General features: G+C 69.7%; 18 protein-coding genes and 1 pseudogene. 10 read left to right on the top strand and 9 right to left on the bottom strand.

The window, feature by feature from the left end; translation table 11 throughout:
* Positions 1-3: 3 nt before the first annotated feature.
* The 5 genes from O3597_RS17395 (at position 4) to O3597_RS17375 (ending at position 3,972) form a co-directional block, all read left to right on the top strand.
* Positions 4-1,299, top strand: a complete 1,296-nt coding sequence (locus O3597_RS17395) for a PQQ-binding-like beta-propeller repeat protein (RefSeq protein ID WP_281601786.1) — start codon at positions 4-6, stop codon at positions 1,297-1,299.
* A gap of 118 nt (positions 1,300-1,417) precedes the next feature.
* Complete coding sequence (locus O3597_RS17390) at positions 1,418-2,086, top strand: response regulator transcription factor (RefSeq protein ID WP_164445553.1); 669 nt, start codon at positions 1,418-1,420, stop codon at positions 2,084-2,086.
* Positions 2,083-3,273, top strand: coding sequence for a HAMP domain-containing sensor histidine kinase (locus O3597_RS17385; protein ID WP_281601785.1), 1,191 nt, complete (start codon positions 2,083-2,085; stop codon positions 3,271-3,273). The genes O3597_RS17390 and O3597_RS17385 overlap by 4 nt, the downstream gene beginning before the upstream one ends.
* A 73-nt stretch (positions 3,274-3,346) precedes the next feature.
* Positions 3,347-3,601: a type II toxin-antitoxin system prevent-host-death family antitoxin gene (locus O3597_RS17380; protein WP_281601784.1), complete on the top strand. Its 255-nt coding sequence runs from the start codon at positions 3,347-3,349 to the stop codon at positions 3,599-3,601.
* On the top strand, positions 3,598-3,972 hold the full coding sequence (locus O3597_RS17375; protein ID WP_281601783.1) for a type II toxin-antitoxin system VapC family toxin: 375 nt from the start codon (positions 3,598-3,600) through the stop codon (positions 3,970-3,972). The genes O3597_RS17380 and O3597_RS17375 overlap by 4 nt, the downstream gene beginning before the upstream one ends.
* Before the next feature lie 59 nt (positions 3,973-4,031).
* On the opposite strand, the pseudogene O3597_RS17370 reads toward O3597_RS17375, so the two are convergent.
* A pseudogene (locus O3597_RS17370) lies at positions 4,032-4,271 on the bottom strand (GNAT family N-acetyltransferase); the annotation flags it as partial.
* Between the two features lie 54 nt (positions 4,272-4,325).
* Positions 4,326-4,616, bottom strand: a complete 291-nt coding sequence (locus O3597_RS17365; RefSeq protein ID WP_281601782.1) for a hypothetical protein — start codon at positions 4,614-4,616, stop codon at positions 4,326-4,328.
* Between the two features lie 864 nt (positions 4,617-5,480).
* Between O3597_RS17365 and O3597_RS17360 the strand changes: the two genes are divergently transcribed.
* From O3597_RS17360 to O3597_RS17345, 4 genes are all read left to right on the top strand, one after another.
* Positions 5,481-5,738 carry a hypothetical protein gene (locus tag O3597_RS17360; protein WP_281601781.1) on the top strand — a complete coding sequence of 86 codons (258 nt, stop codon included), beginning with the start codon at positions 5,481-5,483 and terminating at the stop codon, positions 5,736-5,738.
* Positions 5,739-5,829: 91 nt separating this feature from the next.
* A complete protein-coding gene (locus O3597_RS17355; RefSeq protein WP_281601780.1) occupies positions 5,830-6,105 on the top strand; it encodes a hypothetical protein in 276 nt (91 codons plus the stop codon).
* A 714-nt stretch (positions 6,106-6,819) separates the two neighbouring features.
* Positions 6,820-10,029: an RHS repeat-associated core domain-containing protein gene (locus O3597_RS17350; RefSeq protein ID WP_281601779.1), complete on the top strand. Its 3,210-nt coding sequence runs from the start codon at positions 6,820-6,822 to the stop codon at positions 10,027-10,029.
* Between the two features lie 838 nt (positions 10,030-10,867).
* On the top strand, positions 10,868-11,281 hold the full coding sequence (locus O3597_RS17345) for a VOC family protein (RefSeq protein WP_281601778.1): 414 nt from the start codon (positions 10,868-10,870) through the stop codon (positions 11,279-11,281).
* 62 nt (positions 11,282-11,343) lie between these two features.
* On the opposite strand, the gene O3597_RS17340 is transcribed toward O3597_RS17345, so the two are convergent.
* Positions 11,344-12,216 (bottom strand): aldo/keto reductase family oxidoreductase, encoded by an 873-nt coding sequence (locus O3597_RS17340; protein WP_281601777.1) that lies wholly within the window; start codon positions 12,214-12,216, stop codon positions 11,344-11,346.
* Positions 12,217-12,342: 126 nt separating this feature from the next.
* Between O3597_RS17340 and O3597_RS17335 the strand changes: the two genes are divergently transcribed.
* On the top strand, positions 12,343-12,780 hold the full coding sequence (locus O3597_RS17335; protein ID WP_281601776.1) for a helix-turn-helix domain-containing protein: 438 nt from the start codon (positions 12,343-12,345) through the stop codon (positions 12,778-12,780).
* Between the two features lie 99 nt (positions 12,781-12,879).
* Here the strand turns inward: O3597_RS17335 and O3597_RS17330 are convergent, their stop codons facing one another.
* The 6 genes from O3597_RS17330 to O3597_RS17305 form a co-directional block, all read right to left on the bottom strand.
* On the bottom strand, positions 12,880-13,443 hold the full coding sequence (locus tag O3597_RS17330; RefSeq protein WP_281601775.1) for a hypothetical protein: 564 nt from the start codon (positions 13,441-13,443) through the stop codon (positions 12,880-12,882).
* On the bottom strand, positions 13,440-13,922 hold the full coding sequence (locus O3597_RS17325; protein WP_281601774.1) for a hypothetical protein: 483 nt from the start codon (positions 13,920-13,922) through the stop codon (positions 13,440-13,442). Before O3597_RS17325 ends, O3597_RS17330 begins: the two co-directional genes overlap by 4 nt.
* 443 nt (positions 13,923-14,365) lie before the next feature.
* Positions 14,366-16,432, bottom strand: coding sequence for a 3-hydroxyacyl-CoA dehydrogenase NAD-binding domain-containing protein (locus O3597_RS17320; protein ID WP_281601773.1), 2,067 nt, complete (start codon positions 16,430-16,432; stop codon positions 14,366-14,368).
* Positions 16,429-17,625: an acetyl-CoA C-acyltransferase gene (locus O3597_RS17315; RefSeq protein ID WP_164445547.1), complete on the bottom strand. Its 1,197-nt coding sequence runs from the start codon at positions 17,623-17,625 to the stop codon at positions 16,429-16,431. Before O3597_RS17315 ends, O3597_RS17320 begins: the two co-directional genes overlap by 4 nt.
* Positions 17,626-17,838: 213 nt before the next feature.
* Positions 17,839-19,158 (bottom strand): ribonuclease D, encoded by a 1,320-nt coding sequence (locus tag O3597_RS17310; protein WP_281601772.1) that lies wholly within the window; start codon positions 19,156-19,158, stop codon positions 17,839-17,841.
* A gap of 86 nt (positions 19,159-19,244) precedes the next feature.
* On the bottom strand, positions 19,245-19,817 hold the full coding sequence (locus O3597_RS17305; protein ID WP_164445546.1) for a DUF3000 domain-containing protein: 573 nt from the start codon (positions 19,815-19,817) through the stop codon (positions 19,245-19,247).
* Positions 19,818-19,825: the final 8 nt, after the last annotated feature.

Genomic DNA, 19,825 nt, shown 5'->3' with positions numbered 1-19,825 from the left:
GGCGTGACGTTGATCGACCTCGGTGAGCTGACCGAGCGGACCGATCCGCCAGTGCCACGCCGTCGATCCGGGCCGGGTGGTCACCGGGTGGCGGTCGTCGTGGTGGCACTTGTCGCGCTGCTGACCCTGGCGGGCGGCGCACCGCCGGCCGGACGGATCCACGCGATCGTGCCCGCAACCCTGGGCAGCGACCTGTTCATCGCCGCCGATCAGGTCTTCACCGTCTCCCCGACGCCCGGGGCCACCGACGGCAGCCAGGAACTGCTCGCCTATCCGCGGCCCGATCGTCCCACCGACGCACCGCAGCTGCTGACACCGCTGTGGCGGGTGCCAGTGCCCCCGGGCAACCGGGTCTACCGGGTGCATCCGGTCGCCGACGCCGGGGTCCTGGTCGCCATGGGTCGGCAGGAAACCGGCACCAGCCAGACGTTGCGACTCGACGCCCACACCGGCGAGGAACGCTGGCGGGTACCCGGTATCGCGGTTCTCGACACGCCCGGCTGGGCGCTGCTGCGCACCTTCACCGACAGTGAGCCGACCGTGCTACGGGTGATCGAGCTGGCCGACGCCCGTGAGCTGTGGTCCATGTCGTTGTCGGCGGCCAGCGTCGACTACCGGCAGCGGGACGACGGGACGCTCGACAGCATCGTGGTGGCCACGGTCGACGGCGAGGTCCAGGTGATCGACCCGATGACCGGGACGGTACGCCATCGCCTTCCCCCACCCGCCGACCACGCGAGCGGCTACCAGCAGGCGTGGGTCGCCGGCGACCTGGTGACGGTGGTACGCAACTCCAGCAGCATCACCGCGCTCAGCGTCGACGGTCTGACCCAGCGCTGGCAGGTGACCGTGCCGACGGCGACCTACGTCACCGACTGTGGGCCACTGCTCTGCGCCGGGCTGGCCGGCGGCGGGTTGCAGGTCCTCGACCCGGCCACCGGGGCGGTGCGCTGGAGCAGTGACGACATTCTCGACCTCGTGCTTGTCGATGAGCGTCACGTCCTCGCGGTGGCGCGGAACACCAACGAGATGCTCACCCTCGACCTGGACACCGGCGCGACCCTGACCGAACACGGATCGTGGAACATGGTGGCCCGCTACGAGTACGCGCCGCAGGTGCACGTGGTGCGTCCGGTGCCCGAGGTGGGGCTGGTGCTGGCCCGACTCGACCCCACCGGGGCACCGGCGCGCCGGCTCGACCTGCTGCTCGACGCCGGCGGTGACTGCCAGAGCCGGTACGACCTGGTCGGCTGCCGCCTGCGCGACGGTCGTTACGGCATCTGGCAACTGCCCGACTGATCCCGTCCCGCGCGGCTGGCACGCACCTTCGTCCCGGCCGGTCCGGTCGGCACCCGTGCCGGCCGGCTTGGTCGGCGGCGTTACGTTGTCGGTGGTCGGCGGGCGAAAAGAGGCGGGCATGCGGGTACTGGTGGTCGAGGACGAGCGCAACCTCGCCGACGCGATAGCGCGGGGGCTGCGCAAACGGGGCATGGCGGTGGACGTCGCGTACGACGGCGACAGTGGCCACGAGATGGCCTTCGTGACCCGGTACGACGTGGTGGTGCTCGACCGTGACCTGCCCGGCCGGCACGGCGACCAGATCTGCGCGGAGCTGGCCGCGTCCGGCGAACTGACCCGGGTGCTGATGTTGACCGCCAGCGGCACGGTCGCCGACCGGGTCGAGGGGTTGCAACTCGGTGCCGACGACTATCTGCCGAAGCCGTTCGCCTTCGACGAACTGGTCGCCCGGGTGCAGGCACTCGGCCGGCGGGCCACCCCGGCCGCCCCGCCGGTGCTGGAGGTCGCGGACCTGGTGGTGGACCCGGCCCGCCGCACCGCCACCCGCGGCGGAGTGCCGGTCGAGTTGACCAACAAGGAGTTCGGCGTGCTCTGCGAGCTGCTCAAGGCCCGGGGTGCGGTGGTCTCCAGCGAGGAACTGCTGGAACGTGTCTGGGACGCCAACACCGATCCGTTCACCACGATCGTCCGGGTCACCGTGATGACGTTACGTCGCAAGCTCGGTGACCCACCGCTGATCGAGACCGTGGTCGGCGCCGGCTACCGGACGGCCGAGGTCGTGCAGTGACGGGTACGGCGCGCCGCCGGCTGCCCGCGCTGCGGCGGCCCGCCCTGCGGCTACGTCCCACGCTGCGGCTGCGGCTGACCCTGCTCAACGGCGTGCTGCTGGTCGGTGCCGGCGCGATCCTGGTGCTGCTGGCCTGGCTGCTGGTGCGGGACGCGTTGCGCCCCACCGACGAGCTGTTGCCCGGCACCACAGTGGTGCTCGCCGACGGGAGCACCCTGGAGGCCGCCGCATGGCAGCAGCGGCTCGTCGACGCGGCCTCCGGGGAACTGCTGGCCAAGGGGCTGGCCGCGCTGCTGGCGATCGGCATCGTCGGCGTGGTCGGGGCGTACGCGGTCGCCGGGCGCGCGTTACGCCCGCTGCACCAGGTCACCGCCACCGCGCGCCGGCTCGGCGAGACCACGCTGGACCAGCGCATCGGCTACTCCGGGGCGGACGACGAGGTGGCCGAGTTGGCTGACACGTTCGACGCCATGCTGGACCGGATCGCCGCCGCCTTCGAGGCGCAGCGACGGTTCGTGGCCAACGCCTCGCACGAACTGCGTACGCCGCTGGCGGTGATGCGTACCGAAATCGACGTGACGCTCAGCGACGACGAAGCGGACACGGCCGAGTACCGCCGGATGGCGACCGTGGTCCGCGACGCCTCCGAGCGCGCCAACGGTCTGGTCGACGCGCTGTTGGTGCTGGCGCGCAGCGAGGCGCAGGCCGGCCAACGGCTCGGCCGGCGCAGCGAGTTCGACCTGGCCGCCGGCACCGTCAACGCGCTCTCTGCCGTACGCCGGGAGGTGGAGCGGATCAAGCTGGCGGTCCAGACGTCGCTGAAGCCGGCGCCGGTGGTGGGTGATCCCGGGCTGCTGGACCGGCTGGCCGGCAACCTGATCGAGAACGCGGTCCGCTACAACCACCTGCACGGTCGGCTCTGGGTGCACACCGGCTCGGACGGGCAGCGGTCCTGGCTGGTGGTCGGCAACACCGGCTTCGAGGTGGACCCGGCCGACGTGCCGGGGCTGTTCGAGCCCTTCCGGCGGGGCGGCCGGGAACGGACCGGGGCACGCGGGTCGGGCCTCGGCCTGTCCATCGTGCGGGCGGTCTGCGACGCGCACTGCGGCACGGTGACCGCCGTCGCGCAGCCCGGCGGCGGCCTGGAGGTGACCGTCAGCCTGCCGGCTGCCGAAGCCGCCCGGTGAGGCGCGGCGAGTACCGCCCAAGGCCCAGCAAAGGCGGGGTAGACTAACGTGCTAGCTAACCTGGGAGGTGGGCATGTCGGCCGACGCTGTGCACTACAACATGCATGACGCCAAGACCCATCTGTCGCGCATCATCGAGCGTGTGGAACGCGGCGAGGAGGTCATCATCGACCGGGCGGGCACGCCGGTGGCGAAAGTCGTGCCGTTGGTGCGGCGGGTCAACCGCACCGCGATCGGCTCCCTCGCGGGGCAGGTGGATCTGTCGGGTGACTGGGACTCGCCCCAGACCAACGCGCCGATCGCCACCGATTTCGGTATCGGCGCATGAGCTTGCTGCTCGACACCCACGTCGCACTGTGGGCCATCGTTGGTGATGACACTCTTGACGCGGAGTTCCTCGAGCGGCTTCGCCACGACCCGGACATCTTCCTGTCTCCGGTCAGCCTGTGGGAGATCACCATCAAGCAGGCGGCCGGCAAACTCGCCGGACTGCCCGATCTCGCCGAGCGGGTACGGGACATGGGCTTTCGTGAACTGGCGGTGACCCACGGGCACGCGATTCTCGCCGGCCGTCTCCCACTGCATCACCGCGACCCCTTCGATCGGATGTTGGTGGCGCAAGCGACCGCCGAAGGCTTGACGCTGGCCTCCCGTGACATGTCGATAGCGATGTACGACGTCGATCTCCTCAAGGTGTGACAGGGACGTCGTTGGAGCCCGCTCCGGTGGTCGGTGACACGGGGGTCATTGAGCAGGCGTCAGCCGTCGAGGCTGTCGGCGGATAGCCGCAACACCAATACGTCCATCGGCGTGCCCCACGGCAACGTCGACTTCGTGACCCGCATCCACCCGGCCCGCTCGTACATGCTTCGGGCGGCCGACTCCGGGTTGGCTGCCAGGGTCGCGACCGGCTCAGGCCGCCCGTCGAGCAGGCGTCGCATCAGCTCAGCACCGACACCTCGACGGCGGAACCGTGGATGGACGATCCATTCCATGACCGCGAGCTTGTCGGCGGCGTGGAGATCGCAGGGCGGATTCCGGTCGGCGTTGCGTCACCACGCCCCGGCCGGCATCGTCCATCCGTACGCGGCTCCGGTCAACACATCACCCTGGTGGGCGGTGTGCAGGGTGAAGCCCTTGCGTTCGGCCTGCTCGGGTAGGCCGTCGCGGAAACCGGCCACCTCGTCCGGCCCCTCTTCATACGGAGGTTCGGCGTACACCACCGCGTACAGGTCGGCGAGGGCCGCCACCAAAGCGCTGGTCAGGCTGGTGTGCCGGGCGTAGGCGATGGCCATGGCCGGCCGCGCCGTGTCCGCGTCGGCGAGCGTCCAGGTGAGGCCCATGCCGAGCACCCTATCCAGTGGGCAGTGTGATGATCCGGTCCCGCGGGTCGATGGCCTCGATTCGGCGTCGCTCCCGCTCGGGCACTACCTCGATCACTGACCGGGCCACCTGGTACAGCAGTACTGTGTGATCAATGACTGGTAGTCCGTCGAGTACGTCGGCGGCATAACGGAGCCCGGCCGGGACATCCCCATCCTGGATGAGACAGGACGCGCGGTGCATGAGCAGCTGCGCCCGCTCTCGGCGCAGTTCCGTCGGGTAAAGCTCCAAGGCCCGGTCCTGCGCCGCCATTGCGGCGGCGGTGTCTCCGATGTTGGTCAAGACGTACGACTCGGTGTGCCGCAACCTGACCTCGGGCCAATCCGAAAATGCTGTCGGCGTCGGCCACCGTGTCGGGCGGCATCCGGTCGGTCATCTCCGCCGTCGCCGCAAGGGCTGATCTCGCCTCGGTTACCCGGTCGGCAACGGCGAGCGCCTGTGCCCGTCCGGAGAGCACGCCGACGTGCCCAACGCAGACCCTGTTTCCCGCGAGCCTGACCGTCTCGTCCGCCCGATCCAGGATCGCCGCGATCGGGCGGCCCTCATAGGTGCCGTTGACCGTTTCCCAGTCCCTCACCCACAGGCGGGTGTCGAGGCAGCCAGATCGGTCGGCGTAGCGGCAAAGCGTCATCCCACCAGCGACGTGCCGTGCCGTGCAATGCGGTCGTGGATACGCCCATGGCCATGATCGCTGACGTCGTGGTCGAGGCGGGTAGCTGTGGCGTCCTCAGGGCTGCGGTGACCGGGCCAGCCATACGTGGCATCCCCCGTCGGCGAAGGTGGCGCACGGTCGCCGCAGCCCTTCCACGAAGGAGTGGTGTGGCGTGCCGGTAGACCTTGACGTGCCACCCGGCCAGGTGCTGCTTCTGCTGCCCGGCGAGTGGTATCCGGAGCCGGGCAGGGCCGCCGGGCGCGGCGTCCTCGTGTCGGTGGTCGCGGTGAGCCGGCAGGTCGCCGCCGGACTGGTCCTGACGCATGCGCACGACTGCGACCACCGGCATCCCGAATGCGGACGCCATCACTGCAGGGAGGCGTACGTGCTGGTCGCCGCCAACAGGGCGTGCCTGGCCGGCGCGCGATGACCGACAGTGAGTCACGGGATCGGCTGCGGTTCGTCGTCGCGACCGATCCTGACCGACACCACCCGGACCGCCCTTCCTGGGACTGCGCCGGGTGCGGCGACGCGTGGCCGTGCGGCACGTCCGGGCCCACCTGCTGCACGCGTACGGTTCGGATGTGTCCGGCCTGTCCCTGGCGATGGCGGCCCACTACTACGACGCCATCGCCGACCTGACCGACGTGTCGCCGCAGGAGCTGCACCTGCGGATCGTCGGCTGGGTGCGTCGTGCGCAGCCCATCGCGGCGACCCGGTGCATGGGATGCGTGCCGACGATCCTGCCCGGCATCGAGCACGACTGCGGCGGGTCGAAGATCCCCACCGAAGAGTAGTGCTTCCGGTGCATCTGCCCGGAGACTGAATGTCTGCGCAGGCAGGACGCGATCCCCCGGCCGGTTCGGCGGCCAAACCCGACCGCTGCGGAGGCGACGGTGACGCCATTCGTCGGCTGATGCCAGGGTCGGGTACGGGTTGTCCGTCAGATGCCTCTTCGACGTCACTCAGACAGGACCGTCACAAGTAACTGACTGTGATACCAAAGATTCTTATTGCCCGGTTTGAGAGGGAAGCTCCGTGCAATTTGTAACGTGCATTGCCCTGATTCAAGAGCTGCTATAGCTTGTCGTGAAGCAACTATCGGCTGGACGAGCTGTTACGGGGAGCTTCGTGCGCTATGCCATTGTGCGCTGTCCATGAGGGCGGCTGCTGTCGGATTATTTTGTCTTCTCCTGAGTTTGTACGCCACATGGGCGTTGGTTCGAGCGTCTCGCAGAGTCGACCGCGATTTGCGCATTCTCGCGTCGCTGCCGTCGAATCGGCAGGACGATTCGGCGCCTGACAAGGACGATGAACTGAGGCAAGTCGCCTAGTTCTATCTGCTGAGCGGTGCATTACCAGTCTTGGGATGCGTCGCGCGGCACCGTGCGCTTTGTCGGCGATTCGAAGGTGGTTGTTCATTCGGCGGGATCGGCCCGCCGAATTTCACATTGGATTTCACATTGGGAGGATGCGTGTTATCTCGTCAGGTAAGTGTCGGGGTGGCGTCGGTGTTCATCGCCGCGTCGACCCTGGTTGCGCTGCCGGTGCAGGCGGCGGCACCGGAGGCTGCGGTTCCGCCGTCCGCCGGAATTGAGCCGGTGGTGTCGCCGCAGTCGGGGCCGAACGTGTGGCTGTTCGACTCCGCGTCTGAGCCGGTGGCGCGGGCGATGGCGGCGGGGGCGGCACCGTCGGTGCCGAAGGGCACCGGGCCGGTGCGCAACGGTACGCAGTTGTCGTTCTCGTTGACCGACCGACTGCAGGCGAAGGTGAACGTCGGCTCCGGGAATCTGCTGTTGACCAGCACGGAGTTGACGCTGCCGGGGATCGCGGAGAACGTGACCCTCGGGGCGTCGTTCAACAGCCTGCTCCTGGGCAGCGACATCGCCAACGGGGCGCACGGCCCAGGGTGGCGGACCCGCTCGGGAGTGGACGTACGGCTGATCGAGGCCACCGACGACAACTCGGTCACCTACGTGGCCGCCGACGGGGTGGTCGGGAAGTTCACCGCGTCGGGCTCGGGCTACACCTCGCCGGGTGAGTTCAAGGCGAAGCTGGCCCGCAACGGCACGGGCTGGAAGCTGACCGAGAACGACAGCGGCAAGGAGTTGTTCTTTACCTCGGACGGGGTGCTGGACAAGACCGAGGATCGAAACGACAACATCGTCGACTTCTCCTACAGCGGGGGGAAGATGTCGACCGTGACCTCGAACCGGGGCGTCGGGTCGGTGCGCACGGCAGCGGTGACCTACACCGGTGACCGGCTGACCCGTTACCGGCACACCGGCAGCGACGGCAACTGGCGTGACGTGTCGTACGTCTACGACGCCAACAACCGACTGAAGACGATCCAGAGTGCGACCTGGCGCAAGGTGTCCTTCGAGTACGACGGCTCCGGTGACCTGACGAAGATCCTCATGGAGGACGACACCTTCGTCACGATCACCTACGACGGGCAGCATCGGGTGACCTCGCTGACCCAGGTCACCGACAACGCCACGATGAAGGGCTCCACCACCCGCCTGGCCTACACCAGTTCCACGGTCACCGACGTGGCTGACCCCCGGCAGGATCTGTCGCTGCCGGTCACCTCGGTGCCGCACACCACCTACGAGCTGAACTCCAACAAGCGGGTCACGAAGGTCACCGACCCGGCCGGAAACAGCCGTAGCAAGACGTACACCCCGTTCAGCGACGTCGCGACGAGCGTCTCCGCCGAGGGCGGCACCACCACCAACACGCACGGCGCCAACAGCGGCCAATCCCAGACGAAGTCCGAGTCGCCCACCGGCGCCAGCGCGTCGGCCGCGTACGCGAACACGGCGACCTCGACGAATCCGACAGCGAACTTCCAGCCGTCGTCGTCAATCAACACGCAGGGCAACAGCTCGACCTACACGTACAACGGTGCCGGCAACAAGACCTCCAGCGAGGACGCCCTCGCCGCCGAGGCGAAGGTCGACTACAACAGCGACGGCACCGTCAAGTCGTCCACCGACCCCGGGAACGGCACCAACTCCACGACCTACAGCTACGACAGCGACAAGCAACTCAAGACGATGACGCCGCCGACCGGTAACAATCTGTCGGCGAAGACGTTCACCTACGACACATACGGCCGGCTGCGCACCGAGACCGCAGGGGGTTGCACCACCACCTACGAATACAGCCTCGACGACCGGATGACGAAGACCAGCTATTCCGGCTGCGCCGCCACCGGCACGGTCACCTACGAGCACGGTGGCTCCGGGAACCTGCTGATCCGTACCGATGTAACCGGCACCACCCTGTACCAGTACGACCAGCTCAACCGCCTGCGCAAGCGCACCGCCCCCGGCACCCCGGAGCAGACCTACCGCCCCGACGCCGCCGGCAACCTCGACGAAATCGTCGACGGGCGCGGCACCACGAAGTACTACTACAACACCCGCAACTGGCTGGTCCGGATGGACACCGCCGGCGGCACCCGCTACAACTTCGCCTACGACAAGGACGGCAACCGCACCAACATGTGGTTCGCCACAAACGACACCAACAGCACCTGGGCCTTGCGCGTCACTACCACGTACGACAAGTCCGACCGGCCCAAGCGCATCACCGCCACCCGCAATTCAGCCACTCCCGCCACCGTCTTCGACGTCACGTACTGCTACGCGAAGTACGTCTCCGGGCAGCCCTGCTCCACCGCAAAGGCCGACGACACCGGCCTACGGCAGTGGCAGAAGCACGAAGCCAGCGGACAGGTCACCCAGTACACCTACGACAAGGGCGACCGACTCACCAAGGCCGCCAACCATCATGCCAAGACCTACGACTACACCTATGACACCAACGGCAACCGGGAGACCGTCAAGGTCGACGGCACCACCACCCAGACCCTGACCTACAACAGCGCCAACCAGGTCACCACCACTAACAACACCTACGACACCCGCGGCAACCAGACCCGGACCAGCACGCCGGCGGTCAGCGGCATCGGTTACAACGCCGCCCGACAGATGACCACTGCCACCACCACCGGCACCACCACCTACGGCTACGCCGGCACCGACCAGGTCGAACTCACCCGTGCCGGTGGAATCAACCTGACCTACGGGTACGAAGACCAACACGGCATGCCGTGGCTCCAGTCCTGGAAGAACGGCGTCAACCTGAACGCCTACGTCGAGCGCGACGGCCTCGGCACCCCGCTCGGCCTGCGCATCGGCACCACCGACCACGCCTTCGTCCTAGACGGCCTTGGCTCCGTCGTCGCCGCCGTCAAAGCCGATGGCTCGTTGTCCGCCAACTACACCTACGACCCCTACGGCAACACCCTCAGCGCCTCAGAAACGGGCCTCGGGCAGGCCAACATCCTCCGATACGCTGGCGGCACCTACGACCCGGCAACCGCCTACACCAAATACGGCCAGCGCTGGTACAACCCCACCCAGGGCCGCTTCACCCAGCAGGACAACCTCAGCTTCATCGGCAGCACGCAGCGCGGCAACCGATACGCATATGCGGGAGGCAATCCAACGAACTATGTCGATCCTTCGGGTCAGGATTTCTGGGCCAAATTTATGGGGGGAATCACCACAGGTGCTGTTACCTATTCCTGCACGGCGGTAATCACGATGGCGACTGGTGGGGTTGGAGCGGTCGGTGCGGCCGGATGCTTCACTTTGGGCGTCGCAGCAGGTGCCTACGTGGAGGAAGAGGCTGAAGCGGATGGGTACTAGTATCCCGCCCCGGTAGCCGACAAGCTAGGAGCCGACTTTGAAGAGTGAAACTGCCAAAATTGTACTAGGTGTCGCTGCGGCGTGGATTCCTGCGGCGCTGATCTACTGCCTCATTACAGGCAGCCCCTTGTGGATGGGGATTGTGGCGGGTGTCCCGGCTATGTTTGCGGTTGGGCTCGCCGCATCCACTCTTGCCAAGAAGCAGAGGCACCACCGGAACGAGCAATTGTAAGTAACCGGCTGGCTGGTGATCTCGGGCGGTAACTCCGCCGCCCGGGATCACCGCCACTGTTGTCGGTGGGGCCGGCAAATCCGATTAAGCGACCGAGACCGATGGCTCGGCCCGGGGATCTGCGGCTCGTGCCGGCTATCGGGCAAATCCTTCGGCGTTCCGGGCTCGTCCCAGGCTCAACAACTGCCGAGCCCTCGCCTGGAAGGAGGGGCCCCGGTGCCCTGGCCGACGGTAATCGTGACCTTATATCGACAGTTGGTGCAGGTCTGTGTTTTGTGACGCGCTATGGTTGCAGCCCGGGATCACTAGTGCAAAGATCTTCGGGTCAGCTCGATCGAGGAGGGGGGTGCGTCGATGTTCACCATGATGCTGTCCGCGCCCCGCTCTGCCGGCTGACCGCTCACCTTCGCGGGGCACCTCAAGCGGGATCGCTGTCCCGCAACTCAGCGGACCAGTCACGCCAGTTCTGACCGCCCCGACGTCCGTGCCCGCAAGGCCGCCTCCGATCCCGCCGTGCCACGTCCAGCCTGTCGCAGGCTTGTCGGCACGGGCGGACGGCGGCCGGTGGGGCTACTCAGTCGGTGGCGAAGACCACGAGGACGACACATGAGCGCACGGATCCACAACATCGGAATCGACTGTCACGACACGTACGCCCTGGCCGGTTTCTGGGCCCAGGTCTTCGAGTGCCCCCGCCAACCGGACGACTTCCCGGGCGACCCGGAGGCCATGTTGCTGCCGCCAGGCGGTCCGGAGGTGCTGTTCCTGGCGGTACCCGAGGGCAAGACGGTGAAGAACCGACTGCACCTCGACCTGGAACCGACCGACCGGACCCGGGACGAGGAGGTCGAGCGGCTGCTCGGCATCGGGGCCCGGCACGTCGCCGACCACATCGGGCCGACCGGTGCCGGTTGGGTGGTGCTCGCCGACCCGGAGGGCAACGAGTTCTGCGTACTGCGCAGCGCTGCCGAGAAGGCGGCGGCCGGGCAAACGGCGGAAGGCCCCGGGACGGACGGCTGAGCGGAGCGACGCGTGACATCGGAGCGGCACCCCGCCGCTCCGATGTCAGCCCTGCGTACCGATCAGCGGCCGATGCCGTCCAGCGTGGCGACGTCCTCGGCGGACAGCGAGAGCCCCGCGCCGACGATGTTCTCGCGTAGGTGTGCCACCTTCGAGGTGCCGGGGATCAGCAGGATGTTCGGTGCGCGCTGCACCAGCCAGGCGAGGGCGACGGACATCGGTGTCGAGTTCAGCCGGGCGGCGACGGCCGAGAGTGCCTTGGACTGCACCGGCGAGAAGCCGCCGAGCGGGAAGAACGGCACGTAGGCGATGCCGTCGGCGGCGAGCTGCTCGACGAGGTCGTCGTCGTGGCGGTGGGCGAGGTTGTACAGGTTCTGCACGCACACCACCGGGGCGACGGCCCGGGCCTCGGCGACCTGCTCTGCGGTGACGTTGCTGACGCCAAGGTGACGGATCAGGCCCTGCTGCTGGAGCGCGGCGAGCGTCTCGAACGCCTCGGTGATCGAGCCGGGCTGGGGGCCTTCGGCGTCACCCATCCGCATGTTGACCAGATCGAGGGTGTCGACCCCGAGGGAGCGCAGGTTCTGGTGGACCTGCCGGCGAAGATCCTCGGGTCGGCGGGCCGTCGGCCAGCCGCCCTGTGCGTCGCGGTTCGCCCCGACCTTGGTGGCGATGAGCAGCGACTCGGGGTAGGGGTGCAGTGCTTCGCGGATCAGCTCGTTGGTGACGCGCGGCCCGTAGGCGTCGCTCGTGTCGATGTGGGTGATTCCCCGGTCGACGGCTTCGCGCAGCACGGCCAGGGCGCCGTCGCGGTCGGCGGGTGGCCCCATCACCCATGGCCCGGCGAGTTGCATGGCACCGTACCCGAAACGGGTGACTGCCCGATCGCCAAGTGTCCAGGTGCCGCCGGGAAGGGGAGTGGTGCGGGTGCTCATGGTGTCGCTTCCTCGCTGGAGAGACGGTGGCATGTCTTGCTTGCCCGCATCATTCTTGGAGAGCCACTTTCCATCGGGAAGTAGGCACTTCAAAGTGCGTAACGCCCCAGCAGCGAGAGGACGGCAATGACCACGATGAGGGCAGCTCAGCGGCAGGCGCAGGCCAGAGCGGACTACAACGCGTTCCTCGCAGCCTGCCCCAGCCGCCAACTGCTCGATCGGATCTCGGACAAGTGGGTCGTGCTGATCCTGTGCGCGTTGGGCGGCGACGCCTCCCCGCAACCCGGCGGTTCGGACGGGCCGAGGGCGATGCGGTACTCCGAGCTTGCTCGCCTGCTGGCCGGGGTCAGTCAGAAGATGCTGACCCAGACCCTGCGTTCGCTTGAACGTGACGGCCTGCTCACCCGTACCGTGACGCCGACCGTCCCGGTCACCGTCACCTACGAGCTGACCGACCTCGGTCTGTCGCTCCACCGCACGACACGCGAGATCAGGTACTGGGCTCAGGCCAATATGGGCGAGGTTCTCGCGCACCGCGACGACTACGACGCATCCGCCTCCTGACGCGGCGCCTGTCGTACACCACCGACCCCGGCGCGCGACGCGAAACGGCCGGCAACAGGGCTGGCGGGGTCGCCTCCGCCGCCCTGTTGCCGGCTGCGATCAGTCGCGCTGCTGGATCTGGCTGCGAATGGTGACGAACTCGGCCTGGGCGTCGGCGCGAGACGAGAAGAACATCACGATCAGGCCGACGCTGCCCCGGTCGGCCCAGGTGCAGACACCGAGCGGCACGTCCTCGGTCAGGCCGTCGCCGCAGCTGGCCTCACCGCCGAGCGGACCTGGATCGACCGAGGTCATGTTGCTGAGGCCCAAGTCGGCGGAGAGGCCCTGGACCGCCGCATCTAGTTCCTGCTTCGGGTCGGACATCAGGCCGGACGCGCCTGTGATCATGACGAGGTCCTCGCCGGCCGGGTCACCGTAGAAGGCACCCACCGCGCTGGTCTCGTTGCTCACCGTGGACCGAATTTCGCTGACCATCTCATCGGCCGCCCGCTGCAACTCCGGGTCCGTGTTCTTGGGCCGGCCGGCCAGGGTGGCCGGGGCGACCATCCGGGTCCGGGAAGCGTCCACGGCCTCGCTGACGTCGTCCTTGACCGCGAACCAGATGGCGGCGCCACCCCCGCCGCAGAGCACCAGCAGGACCGCGAGAACGATCAGTACGATCATCCAGACCCGGAACTTCTTCTTCGGCGGACCGACCGGCCCTGCACCGACCGGCCCTGCACCGACCGGCCCTGCACCGACCGGCCCTGCACCGACCGGCCCTGCACCGACCGGCCCTGCACCGACCGGCCCTGCACCGACCGGCCCTGCACCGACCGGCCCTGCACCGACCGGCCCTGCACCGACCGGCCCTGCACCGACCGGCCCTGCACCGACCGGCCCTGCACCGACCGGCCCTGCACCGACCGGCCCTGCACCGACCGGCCCTGCACCGACCGGCCCTGCACCGACCGGCCCTGCACCGACCGGCCCTGCACCGACCGGCCCTGCACCGACCGGCCCTGCACCGACCGGCCCTGCACCGACCGGCCCTGCACCGACCGGCCCTGCACCGACCGGCCCTGCACCGACCGGCCCTGCACCGACCGGCCCTGCACCGACCGGCCCTGCACCGACCGGCCCTGCACCGACCGGCCCTGCATCGGCGAGCCCTGGAGCAGCGAATCCCGGACCGGCCGGCCCCGGGCCGGGGAAGCCTGAACCGGTTGGGTACGGCTGGCCGGGTGGTGGGTAGGCGGGCGGAGGGTAGGTGCCGGGCACCGGTTGGCCGCCGGGCGGCTGCGGCGGGGCCGGCTGGGTGCCGGCCGGTGGGTACGGCGCCTGGCCCGGCTGAGGGTACGGCGCCTGGCCCGGCTGGGGGTACGCCCCCGGGGCCGGGTTCGGGTACGTACCCGGGGGTGGGTACGGGCCGGCGGGCGGCGGGTTGTGGTGCTCGTCCGAGGGGTGGGACATGCGGTCAGCTCCTGGGTTCGGGTGGATCGGTCATCGTAGCCAGGTGTCGCATCCGCACCAGCAGCACCACGAGAACGCGATTCGCGGTGGCCGCCCTGGTCGGGCGACCACCGCGATCGGTGTCGTTTGCCGCTCAGCCGGCCAGGCTGGCCGCGCCGCGCGGCAGGAACCGCTTACCGGTGACCCGCTCGCTGGTGCCGGTCCGGTCCAGGTACGGCGTGACGCCGCCCAGGTGGAACGGCCAACCGGCACCGAGGATCATGCACAGGTCGATGTCCTGCGCCTCGGCGACGACGCCCTCGTCCAGCATCAGCCGGATCTCCTGCGCCAGCGCGTCGAGCGCGTTGCGGCGTACCTGCTCCTCGGTGAGCGGCTGGTCGCCGACCACCAGCAGCTTCGCCACCTCGGCGTTGATCTCGTCGTCGACCACGATCGGCTGGCCGGAGTCGGCGATCCGCTTGAGGTTCTCGCTGACCCCGAACCGGTCCGGGAACGCCGCGTGCAGGGTGCCGCCCACGTGGTACGCGACGGCCGGCCCGACCAACTGGAGCAGGGCGAGGGGACGCATCGGCAGACCCAGCGGGTCCAGCGCGCGGTTCGCCACCTCCAGCGGGGTGCCGGCGTCGACGGCGGCGAACACGGTGCCCAGGAAGCGGGTCAGCAGCCGGTTCACCACGAACGCGGGGGCGTCCTTCACCAGCACACTCGACTTCTTGAGCTGCTTGCCGACCGCGAACGCGGTTGCCAGGGTGGCGTCGTCGGTCCGCTCGCCCCGGACGATCTCCAGCAGCGGCAGTACCGCTACCGGGTTGAAGAAGTGGAAGCCGACCACCCGCTCGGGGTGCTCCAGCTCCGCCGCCATCTCGGTGATCGACAACGAGGAGGTGTTGGTGGCGAGCACCGCCTCCGGCTTGACGATCTTCTCCAGTTCGGCCCAGACCTGCTTCTTGACGTTCAGGTCCTCGAAGACCGCCTCGATGACGAAGTCGGCGTCGGCGAAGACGGACTTGTCGACCGAGCCGGACACCAGGCCGTACAGCTTCGCGGCCGTGCCCTTGTCCATCCGGCCCTTGCTGACCGCCTTCTCGATCTGGGTGTGCACGTAGCCCACGCCCTTGTCGACCCGCGACTGGTCCAGGTCGGTCAGCACGACCGGCACCTGGAGGCGGCGGGCGAACAGCAGCGCCAGCTGGCTGGCCATCAGACCGGCGCCGACGATGCCGACCTTCGTCACCGGCCGGGCCAGGCCCTTGTCCGGCGCGCCGGCCGGCCGCTTGGCCCGCCGCTGCACCAGGTCGAAGGCGTACAGGCCGCTGCGCAGCTCCTCGGAGAAGACCAGGTCGGCCAGGGCCTCGTCCTCCGCCGCGGTGCCGGTGGTGAAGTCGGCGTCCTTCGCCGTCTCCAGCAGATCGAGCGCCTTGTACGCGGCCGGTACCGCGCCGTGCAGCCGCTGGTCCAGCGTCTGCCGGGCGAAGTAGAGCACGCCCGCCCACATGTCCTTGTCGACCTCGGGCCGGGTCACCTCGACCTGGCCCCGGACGACACCGGCGGCCCACTCCAGCGACCGCTCCAGGAAGTCGGCCGGCTCCAGCAGCACGTCCGCGATGCCCAGCTCGGCCGCCTGCTTCGGCTTGAGCATCTTGTTCTGCATCAACGGGTTCTGGATGATCACCTGGGTGGCGGCCGGGATGCCGATCAGGTTCGGCAGCAGTTGGGTGCCGCCCCAGCCCGGGATCAGCCCGAGCGAGACCTCCGGCAGCGCCAGCGCCGCCGCGCCGGCCGACAGGGTCCGGTAGTGGCAGTGCAGCGCCAGCTCCAGGCCGCCGCCCATCGCCGCGCCGTTGACGAAGGCGAAGGTCGGTACGGAGCTGTCCTTGAGCCGGGCGAAGACCCGGTGACCCAGCCGGCCGATCTCCAGCGCCTGCTCGCGGTCCGCGAGCTGCGGCAGGCCGGTGATGTCCGCGCCGACACAGAAGATGTACGGCTTGCCGGTGACCGCGATGAACGCCGGGTCGGCCGCGAGCGCGGCGCTGATCGCCTCGTCCAGGCTGGTCAGGCCGCCGGGGCCGAAGGTGTTCGGCTTGGTGTGGTCGAATCCGTTGTCGAGGGTGATCAGGGCGGCCGGGCGGTCCAGCCCCGGCACGTTCACCTGCCGCAGCAGCGCCTTGGTGACCACCTCGTTCGGTGCGGTGAGGCTCACTTGTCTCCACCCTCCCAGTTCGGGTTCTCCCAGATCACGGTGCCGCCCATGCCGATGCCGATGCACATGGCGGTGATGCCGTAACGGACCTCCGGGTGCTCGGCGAACTGCCGGGCGAGCTGGGTCATCAGCCGTACGCCGGAGGAGGCGAGCGGGTGCCCGATGGCGATGGCGCCGCCCCACGGGTTGACCCGCGGGTCGTCGTCGGCGATGCCGAAGTGGTCGAGGAAGGCGAGCACCTGCACGGCGAACGCCTCGTTCAGCTCGAACAGGCCGATGTCGTCGATGGTCAGGCCGGCGATGCGCAGCGCCTTCTCGGTCGACGGGATCGGGCCGACCCCCATCACCTCCGGCTCGACGCCGACGAAGCCGTACGACACCAGCCGCATCGCCACCGGCAGGCCCAACTCGCGGGCGGTGGCCTCGTCGGCGAGCAGGCTGGCGGTGGCGCCGTCGTTCAGACCGGCCGCGTTGCCCGCGGTGACCTTGCCGTGCGGACGGAACGGGGTCTTGAGGGTGGCGAGCTTCTCCATCGAGGTGTCCCGGGGCGCCTCGTCCACCGTGGCCAGGCCCCAGCCGTTCTCCTCATCGCGGATCGCCACCGGCACCAGGTCGTCCTGGAGCTTGCCGTTGGCGTACGCCTTCGCGGTCTTCTGCTGCGAGGCGAGCGCGAACGCGTCGGTGCGCTGCTTGGTGATGTGCGGGACCCGGTCGTGCAGGTTCTCCGCGGTGGAGCCCATCACCAGCGCGGACGGGTCGACAAGCTTCTCGGCGATGATGCGCGGGTTCGGGTCGACACCCTCGCCCATCGGGTGCCGGCCCATGTGCTCGACGCCACCGGCGATCGCGATGTCGTACGCGCCCATGGCGATGCCGCCCGCGACGGTGGTCACGGCGGTCATGGCCCCGGCACACATCCGGTCGATGGCGAAGCCCGGAACGGTCTTGGGCAGGCCCGCCAGCAGCGCGGCGGTGCGGCCGATGGTCAGGCCCTGGTCGCCGATCTGGGTGGTGGCGGCGATCGCCACCTCCTCGACCCGCTCCGGCGGCAGTTGCGGGTTACGGCGCAGCAGTTCGCGGATGCAGCGGATCACCAGGTCGTCGGCGCGGGTGTTGGCGTACATGCCACCCGCCTTGCCGAAGGGGGTGCGGACGCCGTCGACGAAGACGACATCCCGGACTTCACGGGGCACGATGAGCCTCCTATTCGACCACGATCCGGTTCGTGTCGCCCGAGGCGCGCGACGGACCGGACAAAGGTCGCCAGCACTGGCGTTTCCCCGATGCTACTCGCCAGTAATAACCCCCGCGCCACCTCCCCCTGTAACCCATCCCACACCCACCGGGCTCCCGCCCGTGCCCGCGCGCCGGGTTGGAACCGGGCGGGGGTGCGGGCGGGGGCGCTGTCAGGAGGTGGGGGTGAGGGCGGTGGGGAGGTGGGGGAGGAGGAGGGTGATCTGCCAATCGCGGGCGTGGTGGGCGCGCAGGGCCTCGGCGACGGTGGCCTCGGTGATCTCCTCGGGGGGCTGCCAGGCGACCCGGCGGATGGTGTCGGGCGAGATCAGGTTCTCCGGGGGCAGGTTGTGCTCGCCGGCCACCCGCAACACCACCTCCCGGCAGCGGGTCAGCCGGGCGGCGGCAACCGGGTCCCGTTCGGCCCACCGGTGCGGCGGGGGTGGGCCCTCCACGGTCGGCGCCACCGGCAGGGCGTCGTCCGGCAACTGCCGCGCGTCGTCCAGCGCCGCCAGCCAGGTACGCGCCAACCGCCGCACCGACCGGCCGCCGAAGCCGGGCAGGGTGAGCAACGCCTTCTCGTCTCTCGGATCCAACTCCGCCGCCGCGACGATGGCCGAGTCGGGCAGCACCCGGCCCGGTGCCGAGTCCCGCCGAGCGGCGATCTGGTCCCGGGCGTACCACAGGGAACGGACCCGGGCCTGTGCCCGCGCGCCCCGCACCCGGTGGATCCCGGACGTCCGTCGCCACGGTTCGGCGCGTACCCGGGGCGGTCGGGTGCCACTGGCCACGAGCGCGGCGAACTCTTCCGCCGCCCACTCGGACTTGCCCTGCCGAACCAGCTCCGCGTCGAGCGCGTCGCGCAGGTCGGTCAGCAGCTCGACGTCCAGCGCGGCGTAGGTCAGCCAGGACTCGGGCAGTGGCCGGCTCGACCAGTCCGCCGCGGAGTGGTGCTTCTCCAGGCTGAATCCGAGCAACTGCTCGGTGAGGGCGGCGAGACCCACCCGCTCGAAGCCGGCCAGCCGCGCCGCCAACTCGGTGTCGAACAGCCGGCGTGGCCGCAGCCCCAACTCCGCGAGGCAGGGCAGATCCTGGTTCGCCGCGTGCAGCACCCACTCCGTCTCGGCGATCGCGGCGTCGAGGGTGCTCAGGTCGGGCAGCGGCAAGGGGTCGATCAATGCGGTGCCGGCACCGGCGCGACGCAGCTGTACGAGGTACGCGCGCTGGCTGTACCGGTAGCCGGAGGCGCGTTCCGCGTCCAGGGCCACCGGGCCGGCACCGCCGGCGAAACGCGCCACCACCTCGGCGAGCTGATCCGGGGTGGCGACTGGCTCGGGGGTGCCCTCGCGGGGCGCGGTCAGCGGCACGGACTCGCCGCCGGTGGGCTCGGTCCCCGCGTCCGAGGGCTCCGACCGCGCCGACGGCGGGTGCTGCGTGTCGTTTCCCGTACGGCTTGCGGCGGCCCGACGGCGCAGGGGTGGTTCGTCGGTCACCTGACAACCCTAGTGCCCGAGTGGATCGAGTGCCGCCACCCGCCCCGCCGCGTGTCGGCTGACCGGCCGGGAGAGGCGCGGCCGACTCAGCCGGCGGCGGCCGGGCGGCGCTCCGGCAGGGCGATGACGCCGGGCGGCGGCAGGCCGGCGGTGGAGGCCAGCAGGGTGCACCAGGCGTCCAGGTGCGCGGCGAGGTCGACGCCGGTCGGTGTCCAGGAGGCGCGGATCTCCACGTCGCCGGTCGCGGGCGGGCCGGCCAGCTCACCGAACCGGGTCGACATCGTCTGCGTGATCGTCCCGCCGATGGCCCGGTACCCCGCGTCCTGGGCGTCGAGGGCGTCGGTGAGCCAGGTCCATCCCACGCCGGGCAGCAGCGGGTCGGCGGCGAGGTCGACCTCCATCTCGGCGGTCACGTAGGTGACCAGCCGCAGCGTGCCCTGCCACGCCTCGTGCCCGGCCGGATCGTGCAGCAGGATCAGCCGCCCGGACGCCACCTCGTCACCGTCGCGCAGCACGGAGGCGGAGAGCGCGAAGGAGTAGGGGGCCAGCCGCTGCGGCGCCCCCACCTCCTCCAGCAGGATCTCCGGCCGGGGCGTCGCCGACCGGAGACCCGCGACCGCGCGGGCGAACGTGTCCGGAAGCGCGATCGGGGGGGCCATGTCCCGCA

Source organism: Verrucosispora sp. WMMA2044 (assembly GCF_027497155.1).
GTDB lineage: Bacteria > Actinomycetota > Actinomycetes > Mycobacteriales > Micromonosporaceae > Micromonospora > Micromonospora palythoicola.
The sequence above is the reverse complement of the archived record's forward strand: the minus strand, read 5'-3'. Positions and strand labels throughout refer to the sequence as shown.

Excerpts from the sequence above, each read along its gene's own strand:
- O3597_RS17380 (WP_281601784.1), top strand. The coding sequence starts at position 3,347 with ATGTCGGCCGACGCTGTGCACTACAACATGCATGACGCCAAGACCCAT.
- O3597_RS17325 (WP_281601774.1), bottom strand. The coding sequence starts at position 13,922 with ATGCAGGGCCGGTCGGTGCAGGGCCGGTCGGTGCAGGGCCGGTCGGTG.
- O3597_RS17365 (WP_281601782.1), bottom strand. The coding sequence starts at position 4,616 with ATGGGCCTCACCTGGACGCTCGCCGACGCGGACACGGCGCGGCCGGCC.
- O3597_RS17340 (WP_281601777.1), bottom strand. The coding sequence starts at position 12,216 with ATGAGCACCCGCACCACTCCCCTTCCCGGCGGCACCTGGACACTTGGC.
- O3597_RS17345 (WP_281601778.1), top strand. The coding sequence starts at position 10,868 with ATGAGCGCACGGATCCACAACATCGGAATCGACTGTCACGACACGTAC.
- O3597_RS17335 (WP_281601776.1), top strand. The coding sequence starts at position 12,343 with ATGACCACGATGAGGGCAGCTCAGCGGCAGGCGCAGGCCAGAGCGGAC.
- O3597_RS17305 (WP_164445546.1), bottom strand. The coding sequence starts at position 19,817 with ATGGCCCCCCCGATCGCGCTTCCGGACACGTTCGCCCGCGCGGTCGCG.
- O3597_RS17375 (WP_281601783.1), top strand. The coding sequence starts at position 3,598 with ATGAGCTTGCTGCTCGACACCCACGTCGCACTGTGGGCCATCGTTGGT.
- O3597_RS17330 (WP_281601775.1), bottom strand. The coding sequence starts at position 13,443 with ATGATCGTACTGATCGTTCTCGCGGTCCTGCTGGTGCTCTGCGGCGGG.
- O3597_RS17390 (WP_164445553.1), top strand. The coding sequence starts at position 1,418 with ATGCGGGTACTGGTGGTCGAGGACGAGCGCAACCTCGCCGACGCGATA.